Consider the following 15,519-nt stretch of genomic DNA (forward strand, 5'->3'; position numbering starts at 1 on the left):
GTGCGTCGCGGGCGACCGCCCGGGCCGCAACCGAGGAGGGTCAGTCCCCGCCCGGGACCAGGAGGTTCGTCGAGACCGCCGCGCGCAGGTGCTCCGGCCAGGGCGCGGAGCGGCCCCCGGACGTCCACACGTACGTCGTCTCCACGACGCAGCAGCGACGCCCGGCGGCGGTGAGGGTGAAGCGCAGCACGAGCGAGCTGCGCCCCAGCGACAGCGCGTCGACGTACGCCTCGACCGTCTCGCCGAAGCGGGCGCCGGAGGACCACTCCAGCGTGCTGCGCCGGAGCATCAGCGCGTCGAGGACGGCGCCGCGGTCGTCGGCGTCGAGGCCCACGACGTCGGCGAACCACGCCATCGAGGTCTCGTCGGCCCACGTCAGGTAGTGGGCGTTGAACACGACGCCCTGCTGGTCGCACTCGGCGTAGCGCACCGGCGCCCGCCAGACCGGGTGCTGCTCCATGGTCTGTCCCTGCCTCCGGTCGTGGGGGTCGCGTGGCCTGTGAAAGTGGTCTGGACCAGGGGGCCGACCGGCCCGCCGAGCACCTAGTCTGCGGTCTGCCATGGGGGTGCGACCCACCGGCGGACTGCGCGGACGGCTCGGATCGCGCAGTCGCCGGTGGGCGGACGCGCCCCGGCAGACACGCAGCGGGGCCACCGGTACGCCGGCTCGGGCTCGGGCTCGGTCAGGCTCTGCGGCCGAACAGCCGCCGCCTCTCCTTCACCTCCTCCGACATCACCAGCACGGGCTCGTCCGTCCCGGGCACGGTGCCGTCGGTGAGGCCGTACCGGGTGGTGCCGTAGCGGACGTCGTCGCCGGCGCGGGGGACGGCGCCGTCCCCGCCGCGGTTCAGCATGGCGGCGACGCGCTTGGCGGCGCTGCGTCCCGTCGTCCCCGGCTCGCTGAACCAGATCTCGCGCGCGCCGACGGCCGCCAGTCCGTGGGTGCGGGCGGCGGGCGTGCCGTCGGCCGTCGTGGTCTCGTGCACCGAGGCCAGCGTGATGGGCTCGTCGTCGATGGCGCGCACGAACGACTCCGCGGTCAGCAGCCGCCGCTGGTGGGGCAGCCAGACCGCCGTGGTGCTCGGGGTGTCGGCGAGCATCTGTGCGAACGAGTAGGGGCTCATCGGGAGGTCGTCGGGGTCCACCGCGTGCTCCGGGAACACGGTCACCGTCGCGCGGTGCCCGTCCACGGCGGCGACGAGCGCGGGGTCGCCGGCGACCGCCTCGGCGAGGACCGTGGGGGCGAACGGTGGGCCCACCCGCATCCGCACCTGGGGGACCGTCGGGCTGGGCTCGGGCGGGAACAGCGCCTCGTCGCGCCGATCCTCGGTGAGCCTGGCCGCGAAGTGGGGGACGACGGGCTCCAGCACCTCACCCAGATGGGCCGGCACACGGTCGAGCAGCAGGTGGAGGGCGTACGGCGGGGGCGCCACCGCCGGGCCGCGGGCGGGGTCGACCACCATCGACACCCCAGCCCGGACCAGGCGCTCCACCAGCGAGTCGCCGCCTCCGGGGATGCGCGTGCGGTACTCCAGCTCGCTCTCGGTGGCCGGGAGGACGGCCAGCAGCTCCGTGCGACCCGTGGGCGAGTCGTGCAGCACGACCGCCGGCGGCAGGCCGACCGGCGGACCGAGGACGGCGCCCGCGAAGGACGACCCGTCCGGGTAGAGGGGGCCCAGGCTCGCGACCGTGTCCTCCCAGCGGAGGTCCGTGCCGCCGTCGCGGGGGAGTCGGGCGACGACCCGGAGGACGAGGAGCGGCCAGGGGTCCGCCCGGTCGTCGAGTGCCCCCGCGGCCGGTGGGTCGAGGCCGGGCCAGCCCGGGGGGACGGCGACGGCCAGCTCCACCCGCGGCGCCTCCGGCGCGTCCGCGGTCCGGCCCTCACGCGCCGGGAGGTCAGCCATGCCGGAGGTGACGACGGTGACGAAGTCGCGCTCCGGTGTCGGAGGGAACACCAGGAGGTCCAGCTCGACGTCGAGGCTGGTCTCCTCCTCGAGGACCAGGGCCTCCGGCCCCAGGTGGGTCCGCAGGTGCGCCATCCACGCCGACCGCCGGAGCTCGTCACGCGGCAGGGGCTCGCGCCCGGGTGGTGTCGATCCGGTGGGTCGGTCCTCGTCGGCGGCCATCAGGTCGCTCCCGTCTCGTCGTGGTCGTCTCGTCCGCGGGTGTCACGGGATCGGTCCCGTGTGGAGCCCCCGTCGGGGACGCCTCCTTCCCGGTCCTGGGCTCCTGAAACGACCCGAGGCATGGTGTACCGAACCGCTCGACAATGGGCCGGGCACAGACACCGGAGGACCACTCGATGACCGTCACCGACCAGACCGCGACCGCCGAGGTCCGCGCCGTCCCCGAGTGGGGCCCGGCCCCGACCACCCCCGAGGCCTGGGTCGAGCGAGCCCGGGACGTCGCCTCCCGGCTCGCCGTCGACGCCCTCGAGCGCGACCGCGCCAACCAGCCGCCGTACGCCGAGGTGCGGCTGCTGAAAGACAGCGGGCTCGTCACCCTCCTGGGGCCGACCCGTCACGGCGGCGGCGGACAGACCTGGACGACGGCGCTGCGCGTCGTCCGCGCGGTCTCGGCCGGCGACGGGTCCATCGGCCAGCTGCTCGGCTACCACTACCTGTGGGCGTGGGCGGCGCGCCTGGTCGGCACGCCGGAGCAGATCGAGGCGGTGGAGCAGCAGGCAACCGAGAACACCTGGTTCTTCGGGGGCGCCGTCAACCCGCGCGACACCGACCTGACCATCCGCGTCGAGGGCGACGAGCTCGTGTTCAGCGGCGAGAAGTCGTTCTCCACCGGCGGGCGGATCTCCGACGCCACCGTCCTCGAGGGCGTGATCGAGGGGACCGAGGACCACGTGTTCGCCATCGTCCCCACCGACCAGCCGGGGCTGCGGTTCAAGGGCGACTGGGACAGCCTGGGGCAGCGCCTCACCGAGAGCGGCGGCGTCCGCATCGACGACGTCCGCGTGCCGTGGGCCGCCGCGGCCGGGTACGTCGAGACCCCCGACGGCGGCCACGTGTTCCGGCCACGGGTCTACAACACCCTCAACGTGCCGCTCATCCAGATCATCTTCGCGAACCTCTACGTCGGAATCGCCGAGGGCGCGCTGACCACCGCCGCGACGTACACCCGCGAGCGCACGCGCGCCTGGCCCTACACCCCCGACCTCAAGCAGCGGGGGAGCGAGGAGTTCTACGTCCTCGAGACGTACGGCGACCTCCGCTCCAAGCTGTGGGCCGCCGAGGCGCTGGCCGAGCGGGCGGCGACGTTCGTCGAGGCCGTCAACGCCCACCCGGACGACGTCACGGAGCAGGAGCGCGGCGAGGCGGCGGTGGTGATCGCCGCCGCCAAGCAGGTCGCGATCGACGTCGGCCTCGAGGTCGGCACCCGGGTCTTCGAGGTCACCGGCGCGCGGGCCTCGGCCAGCGCGGTCGGCCTCGACCTGTTCTGGCGCAACATCCGCACCCACAGCCTCCACGACCCGGTCGCCCACAAGCGGGCCGAGGTCGGGCGGTGGACGTTGCTCGGCGAGATCCCCGAGCCGACCTGGTACACCTGAGCCGACCGCGGCCACCCGCGCCGGCCCGCCGGCCCGCGCCGGCCCGCGTCAGCGGGTCGGCCGGGCCCGCTGCCGCTCGAACGCCGCCCGGAGCGGTGCGGTGTCGTAGACGATGTGGAGGTCCGTGACCAGGCCCTCGTCGTCGAGCTCGGCGACGTCGACGACGGTGAACGGCGCCGGGGTCCCGTCCGCGAGGGTCCAGTCGAAGTCGAACCAGAACGAGACGACCGGGTGGCCGTCCCGCTCGCCGTGCATCACGCTGCGCAGCGTCAGCTCCGAGCGCTCGGTGTCGGCGAACAGCTCCTCGTAGAACGCCTGCGCCGGGCGGTCGCCGTACAGGGGGGAGTGGACCACGGCGTCCTCGGCGAACAACGCCAGGACGCCGTCGAGGTCGGCTCGCGCCAGCGCCTCGAGGTAGCGGCCGACCAGCTCGGAGTGGGCCAGACCGGGGTGGGCCGGACCGGGGTGGACCGGACCGGAGTCGGTCACGCGCAGGCGTCGCAGATCCCGCTCGCGGGGACGGCGACGAAGCAGGTGGGGCACAGCTGAGGGATGCGGTCCGCGGGCGACGGGGCGGCCGCGGCCCGGGCACGAGCGACCTGCGGGGTGACCGCCGCCCGGCCACCGTTCGACGGGAGGTCGACGGCGCCGAAGTGCTGGTGGCAGCGCAGCCGCTCGGCGGCCGCGTGGTCGTCGGCGTCCTCGGGGACGGCGCCCGTCATCGCCTTGACGACGCGCGTGTAGCGCTGCCCCGCCCGGCCGCGCTCGTCGACGCAGAGCGACGGCAGCGACGGCTCGGAGCGCGCCGCGTTGTCCTCGGCGACCGCGAGCAGGACGTCGCCGATCCAGAGGTGCACCGGCTGCGCCGAGGTGAGGCCGGTGCGGTCCTGGACGGCCGTCGCGAGCACCTTCTGGCTGACGACGGTCTGGTAGTGCCTGGCCGTCTCGAGGAGGGCGGCGCGGGCGGCCTCGGCCCAGGTCGCGCGGGCCTCGGCGGGGTCGACGTCCTCGCTGTCGCGCGCGGTCTGGTCGACGACGTCGAAGCCCAGGTCGCGCAGGACCCGTGCCGCGCCGGTGCGGCCCCCGTTGAACTCGCCGGGCGTCGCCGGCTCACCCACCGCGTAGCCGAGAGCGGCACCGAGGATCGCCTTGGAGTCGTACTCGCGACCGTCCTGGACGAGGAGGTAGTCCACCGCACGACCGAAGCCGTACTTCTCGAGGAAGGCGTCGCCGCCGAGCTGGTCGTACTCCTGCACGGCCCGCTGCACGTGAAACTGCCTGACCGCACCGAAGGACACCACGTCGTGACGCTAGCCCCTCGGGGCCCCAACCCGTGCTTCGGCGCGGACCGGGGGCCCCGCGCGAACGTCCTCCGCGCGGGAGGGGCGCCGCTGCCGGCACCAGCGGCAACCGATCCCGCCCCGGTCGCGTCATGAGGTCAGGATGCGTTTTCCCGCGACTCGATCGCGGGCATCACCGCCGTGCCGGCGGACGACGGGGGAGGGTCATGGGGTCGCGAGCACGGGGGTCCGTCGTCGTCGCGGTGCTCGGTCTCGCCGCCGGCGGCTGCGCCGTGCTGGGCCTCGGTGGGCCGTCGTACGGCGACGACCTGAGCGTCGACGACGACGGCACCGGGGGCCACGAGCGGGTGACGCTGTCCGACGGGAGCGAGCTGGCGGTCGGGTACGTCGGGGACGGCGAGTACGCGGCCCAGTGGAGCGACCCGGAGGGGGAGGGGTGGACCTCTCCGCAGACGGTGGTCGACGGGGGTGACCTGGTCGCGGCCGGGGTCCAGCTGGACGCGGACGGGATGACGGCCGTGGCCTCCTTCGACTGGTACGGCGCGGACGACGACGAGCGTGAGACCTACGCGCGGGTCGACGCGGCGGTGTGCCGCGACGTGTCCTGCGAGCCGATCGAGGGCGCCGGCGGGCCGGAGCTCGCGCAGGACGGCACCTTCGCGACGGTGACGATCCCGAACGACGACGTGCGGTCCACCGACCCGGCGCCGCCGTACCGGATCGCGACGTGGACGGCCGAGGGTGGTCGGTGGGAGCAGACGACGGTCGAGGGACCGCCGCTGGACATGCAGTCGTTCCTGCGCCCGGGGCTGGTGCTCCTGGAGGACGGTCGCCTCGCGACCGTGCGGACCGACGAGTCCGACGGGTGCCGGTACGTGCTGTGGGCCGGGGAGCCCCGTTCCAGCGAGCTCACCGAGGTGTACCGCACCCCCTCCCTCGGCGGCAGCTACTGCGTGCTCGACGACGTCCGGAGCACCGGGACGGCGGTCACCTTCAGCACCAGCACGACGGGTGACACCGCCGCCATCCGGCCCTCCGGGGACAGCTGGACGGACGACCTGCCCGAGTCCGGGCTGCTGGCCGTCGAGGACCGGGGCCGTCGCGCCGGCATCGCCATGCAGCCCGTGCGGCTGGAGGACGGCAGCACCACGGCCATCGGGTCGCCCGACGGCCGGCGGATCGTGGCGCAGTACCGGCCCCGGGGTGAGCGCGAGTGGACCCGGCCAGCCACCGTGGCCCGCGCGGCGCCGGGCCAGCGGTGCCGGGGTGCGGAGGCGGAGTACCTCACCGACAGCACCGACGTCGTCTTCCTCGTGGCGTGCTGGCCCGAGGACGCCGCGTCCGGCGACCAGTACGGTGGGCCCACGCCCGTGTCCGGGCTCGCGCTCGGCAGTGCGGACGGTCGCAGGTGGGTCGCCCGGCCGCTCGACAGGCCGGCGTTCGTGCCGCAGGTCCAGCTGCAGCCGTCCCTGCTGGTGTCGCGCGGGGCCGAGGAGTCGCTGCTGTGGCGCGAGGGCGCGCGCGCCTTCGACGTGGTGCGCCTGCCCCTGCCGAACCCGACCGTCGACGGCCTCGTCGTCACCGGCGGCGAGGCGTTCCGCGCCACGGGCAACCCGGACCGGCGCCGCCCCTGCCGCCCGCGCTGGGACGTCGCCCCGGTCGACGCCACCGCGTGGTCGTACGGCGGCCCGATCCTGCCGATCCCCGGCTACGCCCGGCGGCCCGCGGACTGCTACGGCGACGTCATGGACGAGGCGGGGTACGGCTACACCGACGTCCCGGCGGGAAGGAAGATCGAGGTCGGGGCCGTGATCGAGAGCCTGAGCGGCTCCGTCGAGGGCACGCTGGTGCGCCGCGGCGGGCGCTGGCAGCTGCGGTAGGGCCTGTCGTGTGCCCGGCCCCGTCCGGGCCGGACGGGAGCACGGCCCCGGACGACGAAACCGCCGGCCCCCGCGAGAGCGGGGACCGGCGGTTCGGGTCTCGACGAGCTCGACCAGCGTGGTGCGACGCGACCAGCGTGGTTCTCAGATGTCGTAGTAGAGCTCGAACTCGTGCGGGTGCGGGCGCAGCTGCACGGGGGCGATCTCCTCGGAGCGCTTGTAGTCGATCCAGGTCTCCACCAGGTCGGGGGTGAAGACGTTGCCGGCGGTGAGGTAGCTGTAGTCGGCCTCGAGCGCGTCGAGGACGGCGTTCAGCGACGTCGGCACCTGGTCGATCTCGGCCATCTCGTCCGGCGGCAGCTCGTAGATGTCCTTGTCAATCGGCGCGGCGGGCTCGGTCTTGTTCTTGATCCCGTCCAGGCCGGCCAGCAGCAGCGCCGAGAAGGCGAGGTAGGGGTTGGCCGAGGGGTCGGGGAAGCGGGTCTCGATGCGCTTGGCCTTCGGGTTCGCGCCCGTGATCGGGATGCGGACCGACGCGGAGCGGTTGCGCGAGGAGTAGACCAGCGAGATCGGGGCCTCGAAGCCCGGCACCAGGCGGTGGTAGGAGTTCACCGAGGGGTTGGTGAACGCCAGCAGCGACGGGGCGTGCTTGAGGATGCCGCCGATGTACCAGCGCGCGGTGTCGGAGAGGCCGCCGTACCCGGACTCGTCGTAGAACAGGGGCTCGCCCTCGTTCCAGATCGACTGGTGCACGTGCATGCCGGAGCCGTTGTCGCCGAAGATCGGCTTGGGCATGAAGGTGACGGACTTGCCGGCCTGCCAGGCGGTGTTCTTGATGAGGTACTTGAACTTCATCACGTCGTCGGCGGCCTTGAGCAGGGTGTCGAACTTGTAGTTGATCTCCGCCTGCCCGGCGGTGCCGACCTCGTGGTGGGCGCGCTCGACCTGCAGGCCGCAGGCCTCGAGGTTCTTGACCATGTCCGCACGGAGGTCGGAGTAGTGGTCGTAGGGCTCGACGGGGAAGTAGCCGCCCTTCAGGCGGGTCTTGTACCCCAGGTTGGCCTCCCCGCCCTGGCCCTCGCTGCCCGAGTTCCACCAGCCCTCGACGGAGTCGATGTGGTAGTAGCCGGCGTTGACGTCGGTCGAGTAGCGGACCGAGTCGAAGATGTAGAACTCGGCCTCGGGCGCGAAGTACGCCGTGTCGCCGATGCCCGTGCTCGACAGGTAGGCCAGCGCCTTGCGCGCAATGTTGCGCGGGTCGCGGGAGTAGGCCTCACCGGTGATCGGGTCGTGGATGAAGAAGTTGACGTTCAGCGTCTTCGACTTCCGGAACGGGTCGATGTACGCGGTGGTCGGGTCGGGGAACAGCGACATGTCCGACTCGTTGATGGCCTGGAACCCGCGGATCGAGGACCCGTCGAAGCCGAGGCCGTCGTCGAAGACCGACTGGTCGAAGGAGGAGACCGGCACCGTGAAGTGCTGCATCACACCGGGCAGGTCGCAGAAGCGGACGTCGACCATCTCGACGCCCTCGTCCTTGATGTACTTCAGCAGGTCCTCGCTGGACTCGAACATTCATCCTCCTGGGGCCGCGGACGGCCGTACGTGTACTGCGGGGTGCCACCCAACCTAGGGACGGGCGATTTCTTGACCGTATCCCGATTGTTTCCTGCGTGTAACAGGTCTCACGGCCGACGGCGGCTCGTCCGCGTGGTCCTCCCGGGGGGCGCTGGCTAGCGTGGAGGCGTGAGCGAGCAGGCCGCCGACGTGACCGGGACGAGCGACCCGACGTACGCCAGCTGGGCGCGGCGGATGGGCGCGCTGCTCGTCGACTGGATCGCCTCGACGCTGGTCGTCGTCGCCTTCGTCGGGTTCGACGGCTACTACGGCAGCGGGGAGCAGACCCCGGGCCTGATCACGCTGGGTGTCTTCGTCGTCGAGTCGTCCCTGTTCACCGCACTGGCGGGCGGCTCGTTCGGCAAGCTCGTCACGGGCCTGCGGACCATCCCCGCGGGGCCCGGCGCGACGATCCGGTCGGCGGTGAACCCGATGCGGCTGCTCCTGCGGCAGGTGCTCGTCGCGCTGGTGATCCCTCCGCTCGTGTTCAAGGAGGACGGCCGTGGTCTGCACGACCTGGCCGCCGGCACCCGGACGGTCAAGCTGGTGAAGGTCTGACCTTCATCTGACTCTGGTGAAGATGATACCTTCATCAGATGGATGTGCAGCCTCAGGCTTCATCAGCGCCCGCGGGCAGCGGGGCGACGATCGCCGTCATCGCCGACCTGGTGGCGTCGCGGACGTCGTCCGACCGCGCCGCGCTGCACCGGCGGGTCGTGGACGTGCTCGCCGAGGCCAACGAGCGGTTCGGCCCGGCGACGCCCCTGAGGGTCACCGTCGGCGACGAGTTCCAGGGCGCCTTCGCCTCCCTCGGTCAGGCGCTGCGCACCACCCTGTGGCTGCGGATGGCCCTGCTGGTGGGGGAGCCGGGCTGCGACGTCCGGTTCGGGCTCGGCCGCGGCGACGTGACCGTGGTGGACGCCGAGCGGGGGATCGAGGACGGCACCGCGTGGTGGGTCGCCCGCGACGCCCTCACCGGCGTCGAGGCCGAGGCGGGCAGGGCGGGCCTGCGGCACCGGCGGACGTCGTACCGGGCCGACCCCGCGACGGGCGGCGGGCCGGACGCCTCCCTCGTCGAGTCGCTGCTGATCTGTCGCGACCAGGTCGTCGGCGCGATGTCGGTGCGCTCGTGCAGGCTGTTGCTCGGCGTCCTCGAGGGGCGGTCGCAGCTGGAGCTGGCGGAGTCCGAGCAGATCTCGGCGTCGGCGGTCTCCCAGCGGGTACGCCGCGACGGCATCACCGCCCTGGTGGCCGCCGAGCACCTGCTGGAGGGGGTCTGACGTGACGTGGCTGGCGCTGCTGCTGCTCGGGGTCGCCGTGGTCGACCTCGTCCGTGGCCGCTGGTCGCAGCCGGTGGTGCCCGAGATCGTCGGTGCGCTGACCGTGCTGGTCGCGGGGGCCCTGGTCGGCGCCGGGCCGACCGACGTCGGCGTCCTGCTGCTCGCGGGCGCCGTCGTCGTCGGCTGGAGCCTGCTCGTGCGGCTGGCCACCACGCCCGCCGGGACCCCGCTCGCCGCCCTGCTGGCGCTGTCGACGCTGGGCGGGGGAGTCGTGCTGGCGCTCCTCGCCTCACCGCTCGCCCCGGCGGCCGGCGGCCCCTTCGCGACGTGGGCGCGGGAGCTGCCCTGGTCCGTCGCCGCCGCGGACCCCGACCGGCTGCTGCTCGTCGTCGCGCTGGTCGGTGTCCAGCTCGCGACCGGCAACCTCGCCGTCCGGCTGGTGCTCGCCGCCACCCGCACGGCCGCCCCCGAGATCATCGACTCCGCCAGCCGGCCCTCGCAGGCGCTGAAGGGTGGGCGGCTGCTGGGTCCGATGGAGCGGCTGCTGATCCTCGGCCTCGGCCTCGCGGGCCAGGTGACGGCGGCGAGCATCGTCATCGCGGCCAAGGGCCTCCTGCGCTGGCCGGAGCTGCAGTCACCCACCGAGCAGGCGCAGGTCCACCAGCTCACCGAGTACTTCCTCGTCGGCTCCTTCGTCAGCTGGTCGCTGGCGCTGGGGTCGTTGGCGCTCGTCGCCGGCGCCGTCGGTTGAGGTGCGAGCCCGCCAGGTCCGCCGTCGGTTGAGGTGCGAGCCCGCGAGGTCCGCCGTCGGTTGAGGTGCGAGCCCGCGAGGAACGAGCGGGCGAGCCTCGAAACCCGGCGACCCGAGTCAGCGCCCGTATCACTCCCGCGGGTGACGACGACGGCGCGGAGAGCGATCGAGCATGACCACCATGACCCTCCGACAGCTCCCGCTGGTGGCCGCGCTGACCGCCGTCGCCCTCTTCGCCCTGAAGTCCGTCGCCATCGCCGTGACGGGTGAGCCGTACGGCACCGCCGCCGGCGTCCTCTTCTACCCCGGCCTGCTCGCGGCCGTCGTCGCCGCGGTCGCCGCGGGTCTGGCCCTGGGCGCCGGGCGTGGCCTGCCCGCTCGCGCCGGACTGGTCCTCGGCTGCCTGGCCGTGGCGGCGGTGGCCGCCGCGGTCGGCGACGTCGTCGGCCGGGCCGTCGTCCCCTCGACGTCCTGGGTCGCCGGCGAGGTCAACCTGTGGGTGATGGGCGCCGTGCTCGTCGTCCTCGCTGCGGCGGCGTCGCGGCGGGCGCGTGGTGCGTCGGTGCGGGCGGGCACGGTCTCGACGAGCTCGACCGGCGGCGCGTGAGGCTGTCCGTCGACCCGCGGCCCCGGTGGTCGAGGCCCGACGCTGCGCTCCAGACTCCTCGAGCGGCGCGACGTGCCGGTCAGCGCCCGGAGCCCTCGTCGCGACGGCGCCGCCGGCGCGCTGCGAGCTCGATCGGCGCGAAGACGGCGCCGGTGAGGAGGAGCCCGGCGAGGACGAGAGGCCAGAGTCCGGCGAAGATCAGGACGCGGCCGCGACCCAGCGGTTCGTACCGGCGGGCGAGAGCGGCGACGGCGACGCACGTCAGGACGAAGCCCGCGACGTACACGAGCAGGATCGTCAGCACCGGCGCCTCCACTCCGAGCCCGGGTCGGCGGTCTCGACGCGGTCGCTCGCCAGGGCTCGCTCCCTGCTCGACCACCTCGTGCTCGAGGGTCGCTCGCCGGGGCTCGCTGGGTTCTCGACCTCCCTGGACGGGAGGGTCAGCGGCCGCGCATGTTCTGGCGCATCCCCTTCATGTTCGTCGGGACCGGGCCCTTGGGCAGCGGGACGGTGCCGCGGCGGGCGTCGACGGCCTTGATGCGCGCGCGGACGTCGGTCAGCTCGGCGGGCTTGACCTGCTTGTCCATCCTGCGGATGTGCTTCACGAGCTTCGGCAGCGGCACCTCGCCGTCGTTGCGGCCGCAGATGACCTCGTGGACGGGGACGTCGCCGAGCACGCGCTCGTGCTTCTTGCGCTCAGAGACCATCAGCGTGCGCAGGCGGGCCTGGCTGTCACCCTCGCCGACCAGGACGATGCCGGGCGGGCCGATGACGCGGTGGACGACGTCCTGCTGCTTGTTGAAGCCGACGGCGGGGTCGGTCTTCCAGCCGCGCTTGAGCATCGTGAGCGCGGCCGCGGCGGCGCCCTTCTGGCCCTCCATCTGCGAGTACGCCGACGCCTGGGCACGCCGTCCGAAGACGATGACCGTGGCCAGCAGGCCGAAGAGGATCGCGCCGGGGATGGCGAACAGCAGGCTGGGGCCGGGGATGAAGAAGAAGATCCCGAAGCCGACGAGCGCGCCGACGACGAAGCTGAGCGCGAGGATCAGGCCGATCTTCGGGTCGGCCCGCTTCGTCATCGCATAGGTGTCGCGGATCTGGGAGAGGCGGCCGCCGCCCCCCTCCGCCTTGGCCGCCTTCTTCGCGGCGCGCTTCTCGGCGCGGGTCTGCCCGGTGGTGCTCGACATCGTGGTGCTGTGCCTCTTCCTGCGTCAGGCGGTCGCCGTGGTGATCTCGGAGGCGGTGGCCCGCGCGTCCATCGCCTGACGGTACAGCCGCCCGGCCCGGTACGACGAACGCACCAGCGGGCCGCTCATCACGCCGGAGAACCCGATCTGGTCGGCCTCGTCCTTCAGCTCGACGAACTCCTCCGGCTTCACCCACCGCTCGACGGGGTGGTGGCGCACGGAGGGGCGCAGGTACTGGGTGATCGTGATCAGCTCGCAGCCGGCCTCGTGCAGGTCGCGCAGCGCCTGGCTGACCTCGTCGCGGGTCTCGCCCATGCCGAGGATGAGGTTCGACTTGGTGACCAGGCCGAAGTCGCGGGCCTGCGTGATCACGTCGAGCGACCGCTCGTAGCGGAACGCTGGGCGGATCCGCTTGAAGATCCGCGGCACCGTCTCGACGTTGTGGGCGAGCACCTCGGGGCGCGACTCGAAGACCTCGCGCAGCAGGTCGGGCTTGCCGTTGAAGTCGGGGATGAGGTTCTCGACACCGGTGTCCGGGTTGAGCTCGTGGATGGCGCGCACGGTCTCGGCGTACAGCCAGGCGCCGCCGTCCTCCAGGTCGTCACGGGCGACGCCGGTGATGGTGGCGTAGCGCAGGTCCATCTTCTGCACCGACTCCGCGACGCGGCGGGGCTCGTCACGGTCGAGCGGCTGCGGCTTGCCGGTGTCGATCTGGCAGAAGTCGCACCGCCGCGTGCACTGGTCGCCACCGATGAGGAACGTGGCCTCGCGGTCCTCCCAGCACTCGAAGATGTTGGGGCAGCCGGCCTCCTGGCACACGGTGTGCAGGCCCTCGCCCTTCACCAGGTCCTGGAGCTTGCGGTACTCCGGGCCCATCTTCGCGCGGGTCTTGATCCACTCGGGCTTGCGCTCGATCGGGGTCTCGCTGTTGCGGACCTCGAGGCGCAGCATCTTGCGTCCGTCGGGTGCGATGGTCACCCCGGCAGCCTACGCCGCACGGGTCGGAGGGCCCGACTCGCGGCGACGGCCGCCGCGGCCAGGAGCGTCAGGAGCACGCCCAGGTGGACGCCGGCGCCCAGCGGCGGCCTGCCCCGTCGTCCGGGGCACCCCCAAGCCGGCTCACGCGCCGGGGCGCAGCACCTCCACGCGCGGGCCGCGCTTCGCCGGGTCCGGGCGGGGCTCGTAGTCCGGTGTCGCGGCGTACGGCGCCCAGGCGAGGAGGTCCCGGACGTGGCGCTCGACGAGCGGCAGCACGTCGGTCGTCGTCACCCGGCGACCGAGCTCGACGCTCAGGGAGGTGACCCCGGCGTCGTCGATGCTGCAGGGCGTGAACCGGTCGAACCAGCCGAGGTCGACGTCGCAGTTGAGGGAGAACCCGTGCATCGTCACGCCCCTCGAGACGCGGATGCCGAGGGCGGCGACCTTGCGCTCGGGACGCAGCCCGCGCCCCGGCTCGTCCGCCCTCAGCCAGACCCCGCTGCGGCCGGGCACCCGGGCGGTCTCGACCCCGAGCTCGGCGCACACACCGATGAGGGCCTCCTCGACGCGGCGGACGTAGTCCACGACCCGCACGTGCTCGGGCAGCGCCACGATCGGGTAGCCCACCAGCTGCCCGGGGCCGTGGAAGGTGATGGTGCCGCCGCGGTCGACGTCGATGACGGGGGCGCCGGCGGGGTCGAGGGGGTGGTCCTCGGGGCGTGTACGACGACCCGCGGTGAAGGTCGGCGGGTGCTCGAGCAGCAGCAGCGTCGGCCGACGCTGGCCGGAGGCGACCTCCGCGTGGACCTCGCGCTGGCGCTCCCAGGCCTCGCGGTAGTCCACCGCGTCGTCGCCCAGCCCCAGCACCTGCACGTCGAGATCCACGTCGTCGAGGTTAGCCCCGGAGGTGGGTCACCGGGCCCCGAGGCTCGGCGCCGGGGCGCCTCACACCTCGACCAGCGGTGACCCCCGGGGCCCGCCTGGCCTGTGGATGACCGGATGCGCGCCGACGCCCGGCGGGTGAGGGTGGACGACGTGAGACACGCCGCCCGTCGCCGCACCGGACCACCCGTCGTGGCGCTGCTCGCCGTCCTCGCCTCGGCGGTGCTGGTCGCCGCGGCCGTCGTCGTCACCGGCGTCGTCAGCAGCTCGACGTCCGAGGCGGTGCCGCGCTACGCCTCCGCCGACGCCCCGGTGGCGTCACCGGAGGACCCCCTCGACGTGCCGCGGGGCCCCGACGGCCTGGACATGCTCCGCGCCTTCGACGAGGCCCGCTCCCGGGCCTGGGCGGAGGGGGACCCGGCGGCCCTGGAGCGGCTCTACGCGCCCGGGTCGGCGGCGGGGGCGGCGGACGTCGCCATGCTGACCCGGTACGCCGAGCGCGGGCTCCGCGTCGAGGGGCTGCGCACGCAGGTGCTGTCGGCGGAGGTCCGCCGGGCCACCCCCGTACGACGGGTCCTCGCCGTCACCGACCGGGTGGTGGGCGGCGCGGTGACCGACGGCCAGACGAGCGAGGCGCTGCCCGTCGACGCCGCCACCACCCACCGCATGACCTGGCGGCTCGTCGACGGCGACTGGCTGCTCACGTCTGTCCGGTGAGGCCGAGCCTCTCGCCTCATCGGGCGTCGACCATGGGATACCCGCCTAGAGCGACAGACTGCCTTTGTTTGCATAGGGTCATCGATCATGAGCGAAGAACTGCGCCCCGACGTTGCCGCCGCCATGGCGAAGATGGAGACGAAGATCGGGGCGAAGCGCGAGATCAAACGACTGCCCGAACACCTCTGGCACGGTGAGTCGGTGTTTGCGTTGGCCTCAGGCACCTACGGCCCGGGCATGGGGATCTTGGTCATGACGGACAGACGTTTGTTGTTCCTGAAGGATGGGTTCACAGCGAAGCTGTCTGAGGATTTTCCCTTCGACAAGATCAGCTCGATCCAGTGGCAAACCGGCATGCTCATGGGCACGGTTACTGTGTTCGTCTCTGGGAACAAGTCGGAAATCAAGAACGTGAGTAAGTCGGACGGCAAGAACATCGTGGATGCAGTTCGCGCTCGTATCAGCGCTGGCAGCCTTCATCAGGCACCGCCCATGACCGGCCCCATGCCTCCGCAGGCATTCGCGGCAAGGGACGTGCCGTCAAACAACCCGTCGATTCAGCCCGGCGCCAAGGCGCCTACACCCGCCGTACCAGGCGACGACGCCGCGCGAGTCTTCGACCAGATCCGTACGCTCGGTGAGCTGCATCAGGCGGGGATCCTCACGGAACAGGAATTCACCGAGAAGAAGACCGAACTGCTTGGCAGGCTCTAGCGCCAACCAACTCAAACCCGCATCTCGATCCGGTCGCGGCCAT

17 protein-coding genes are annotated in these 15,519 nt (G+C 73.0%); 8 read left to right on the forward strand and 9 right to left on the reverse strand.

The window, feature by feature from the left end:
• Positions 1 to 40: 40 nt before the first annotated feature.
• Positions 41 to 460: a thioesterase family protein gene (locus tag MJ876_RS13060; protein WP_240236736.1), complete on the reverse strand. Its 420-nt coding sequence runs from the start codon at positions 458 to 460 to the stop codon at positions 41 to 43.
• Between the two features lie 223 nt (positions 461 to 683).
• Positions 684 to 2,126 (reverse strand): suppressor of fused domain protein, encoded by a 1,443-nt coding sequence (locus tag MJ876_RS13065; RefSeq protein ID WP_240236737.1) that lies wholly within the window; start codon positions 2,124 to 2,126, stop codon positions 684 to 686.
• A 176-nt stretch (positions 2,127 to 2,302) separates the two neighbouring features.
• On the opposite strand from MJ876_RS13065, the gene MJ876_RS13070 reads away from it, so the two are divergent.
• Positions 2,303 to 3,562 (forward strand): acyl-CoA dehydrogenase family protein, encoded by a 1,260-nt coding sequence (locus tag MJ876_RS13070; protein ID WP_240236738.1) that lies wholly within the window; start codon positions 2,303 to 2,305, stop codon positions 3,560 to 3,562.
• Between the two features lie 48 nt (positions 3,563 to 3,610).
• Here the strand turns inward: MJ876_RS13070 and MJ876_RS13075 are convergent, their stop codons facing one another.
• Positions 3,611 to 4,051: a nuclear transport factor 2 family protein gene (locus MJ876_RS13075; RefSeq protein ID WP_240236739.1), complete on the reverse strand. Its 441-nt coding sequence runs from the start codon at positions 4,049 to 4,051 to the stop codon at positions 3,611 to 3,613.
• Positions 4,048 to 4,863 (reverse strand): hypothetical protein, encoded by an 816-nt coding sequence (locus MJ876_RS13080; RefSeq protein WP_240236740.1) that lies wholly within the window; start codon positions 4,861 to 4,863, stop codon positions 4,048 to 4,050. Before MJ876_RS13080 ends, MJ876_RS13075 begins: the two co-directional genes overlap by 4 nt.
• Before the next feature lie 206 nt (positions 4,864 to 5,069).
• On the opposite strand from MJ876_RS13080, the gene MJ876_RS13085 reads away from it, so the two are divergent.
• Positions 5,070 to 6,743: a hypothetical protein gene (locus tag MJ876_RS13085; RefSeq protein WP_240236741.1), complete on the forward strand. Its 1,674-nt coding sequence runs from the start codon at positions 5,070 to 5,072 to the stop codon at positions 6,741 to 6,743.
• A 144-nt stretch (positions 6,744 to 6,887) separates the two neighbouring features.
• Here the strand turns inward: MJ876_RS13085 and glnA are convergent, their stop codons facing one another.
• The gene (gene glnA, locus MJ876_RS13090) at positions 6,888 to 8,318 is read right to left on the reverse strand and encodes a type I glutamate--ammonia ligase (RefSeq protein ID WP_240236742.1); all 1,431 of its coding nucleotides are present in this window, start codon (positions 8,316 to 8,318) and stop codon (positions 6,888 to 6,890) included.
• A 171-nt stretch (positions 8,319 to 8,489) separates the two neighbouring features.
• Between glnA and MJ876_RS13095 the strand changes: the two genes are divergently transcribed.
• The 4 genes from MJ876_RS13095 (at position 8,490) to MJ876_RS13110 (ending at position 10,998) form a co-directional block, all read left to right on the forward strand.
• Positions 8,490 to 8,918, forward strand: coding sequence for an RDD family protein (locus MJ876_RS13095; RefSeq protein WP_240236743.1), 429 nt, complete (start codon positions 8,490 to 8,492; stop codon positions 8,916 to 8,918).
• Between the two features lie 38 nt (positions 8,919 to 8,956).
• Positions 8,957 to 9,640 carry a SatD family protein gene (locus MJ876_RS13100; RefSeq protein ID WP_240236744.1) on the forward strand — a complete coding sequence of 228 codons (684 nt, stop codon included), beginning with the start codon at positions 8,957 to 8,959 and terminating at the stop codon, positions 9,638 to 9,640.
• 1 nt (position 9,641) lies between these two features.
• Positions 9,642 to 10,391, forward strand: coding sequence for a hypothetical protein (locus MJ876_RS13105; protein WP_240236745.1), 750 nt, complete (start codon positions 9,642 to 9,644; stop codon positions 10,389 to 10,391).
• A 181-nt stretch (positions 10,392 to 10,572) separates the two neighbouring features.
• Positions 10,573 to 10,998 (forward strand): hypothetical protein, encoded by a 426-nt coding sequence (locus tag MJ876_RS13110; RefSeq protein WP_240236746.1) that lies wholly within the window; start codon positions 10,573 to 10,575, stop codon positions 10,996 to 10,998.
• 79 nt (positions 10,999 to 11,077) lie between these two features.
• On the opposite strand, the gene MJ876_RS13115 is transcribed toward MJ876_RS13110, so the two are convergent.
• The 4 genes from MJ876_RS13115 to lipB form a co-directional block, all read right to left on the reverse strand.
• The gene (locus MJ876_RS13115) at positions 11,078 to 11,302 is read right to left on the reverse strand and encodes a hypothetical protein (protein ID WP_240236747.1); all 225 of its coding nucleotides are present in this window, start codon (positions 11,300 to 11,302) and stop codon (positions 11,078 to 11,080) included.
• A 136-nt stretch (positions 11,303 to 11,438) separates the two neighbouring features.
• A complete protein-coding gene (locus MJ876_RS13120) occupies positions 11,439 to 12,185 on the reverse strand; it encodes a DUF4191 domain-containing protein (RefSeq protein ID WP_240236748.1) in 747 nt (248 codons plus the stop codon).
• A 24-nt stretch (positions 12,186 to 12,209) separates the two neighbouring features.
• Positions 12,210 to 13,136 carry a lipoyl synthase gene (lipA, locus tag MJ876_RS13125; RefSeq protein WP_275694958.1) on the reverse strand — a complete coding sequence of 309 codons (927 nt, stop codon included), beginning with the start codon at positions 13,134 to 13,136 and terminating at the stop codon, positions 12,210 to 12,212.
• 168 nt (positions 13,137 to 13,304) lie between these two features.
• Positions 13,305 to 14,048: a lipoyl(octanoyl) transferase LipB gene (lipB, locus tag MJ876_RS13130; RefSeq protein ID WP_240236750.1), complete on the reverse strand. Its 744-nt coding sequence runs from the start codon at positions 14,046 to 14,048 to the stop codon at positions 13,305 to 13,307.
• Positions 14,049 to 14,198: 150 nt separating this feature from the next.
• Between lipB and MJ876_RS13135 the strand changes: the two genes are divergently transcribed.
• Together MJ876_RS13135 and MJ876_RS13140 are read left to right on the forward strand one after the other, a co-directional pair.
• Positions 14,199 to 14,762, forward strand: a complete 564-nt coding sequence (locus MJ876_RS13135; RefSeq protein ID WP_240236751.1) for a hypothetical protein — start codon at positions 14,199 to 14,201, stop codon at positions 14,760 to 14,762.
• Between the two features lie 87 nt (positions 14,763 to 14,849).
• A complete protein-coding gene (locus MJ876_RS13140) occupies positions 14,850 to 15,476 on the forward strand; it encodes a PH domain-containing protein (protein WP_240236752.1) in 627 nt (208 codons plus the stop codon).
• Positions 15,477 to 15,519 lie beyond the last annotated feature (43 nt).

The organism is Nocardioides sp. CFH 31398 (assembly GCF_022436705.1).
Classification (GTDB): Bacteria; Actinomycetota; Actinomycetes; order Propionibacteriales; family Nocardioidaceae; genus Nocardioides.

Excerpts from the sequence above, each read along its gene's own strand:
- MJ876_RS13060 (WP_240236736.1), bottom strand. The coding sequence starts at position 460 with ATGGAGCAGCACCCGGTCTGGCGGGCGCCGGTGCGCTACGCCGAGTGC.
- lipA (WP_275694958.1), bottom strand. The coding sequence starts at position 13,136 with ATGCTGCGCCTCGAGGTCCGCAACAGCGAGACCCCGATCGAGCGCAAG.
- MJ876_RS13120 (WP_240236748.1), bottom strand. The coding sequence starts at position 12,185 with ATGTCGAGCACCACCGGGCAGACCCGCGCCGAGAAGCGCGCCGCGAAG.
- glnA (WP_240236742.1), bottom strand. The coding sequence starts at position 8,318 with ATGTTCGAGTCCAGCGAGGACCTGCTGAAGTACATCAAGGACGAGGGC.
- MJ876_RS13140 (WP_240236752.1), top strand. The coding sequence starts at position 14,850 with ATGAGCGAAGAACTGCGCCCCGACGTTGCCGCCGCCATGGCGAAGATG.
- MJ876_RS13065 (WP_240236737.1), bottom strand. The coding sequence starts at position 2,126 with ATGGCCGCCGACGAGGACCGACCCACCGGATCGACACCACCCGGGCGC.
- MJ876_RS13100 (WP_240236744.1), top strand. The coding sequence starts at position 8,957 with ATGGATGTGCAGCCTCAGGCTTCATCAGCGCCCGCGGGCAGCGGGGCG.
- MJ876_RS13085 (WP_240236741.1), top strand. The coding sequence starts at position 5,070 with ATGGGGTCGCGAGCACGGGGGTCCGTCGTCGTCGCGGTGCTCGGTCTC.
- MJ876_RS13110 (WP_240236746.1), top strand. The coding sequence starts at position 10,573 with ATGACCCTCCGACAGCTCCCGCTGGTGGCCGCGCTGACCGCCGTCGCC.
- MJ876_RS13070 (WP_240236738.1), top strand. The coding sequence starts at position 2,303 with ATGACCGTCACCGACCAGACCGCGACCGCCGAGGTCCGCGCCGTCCCC.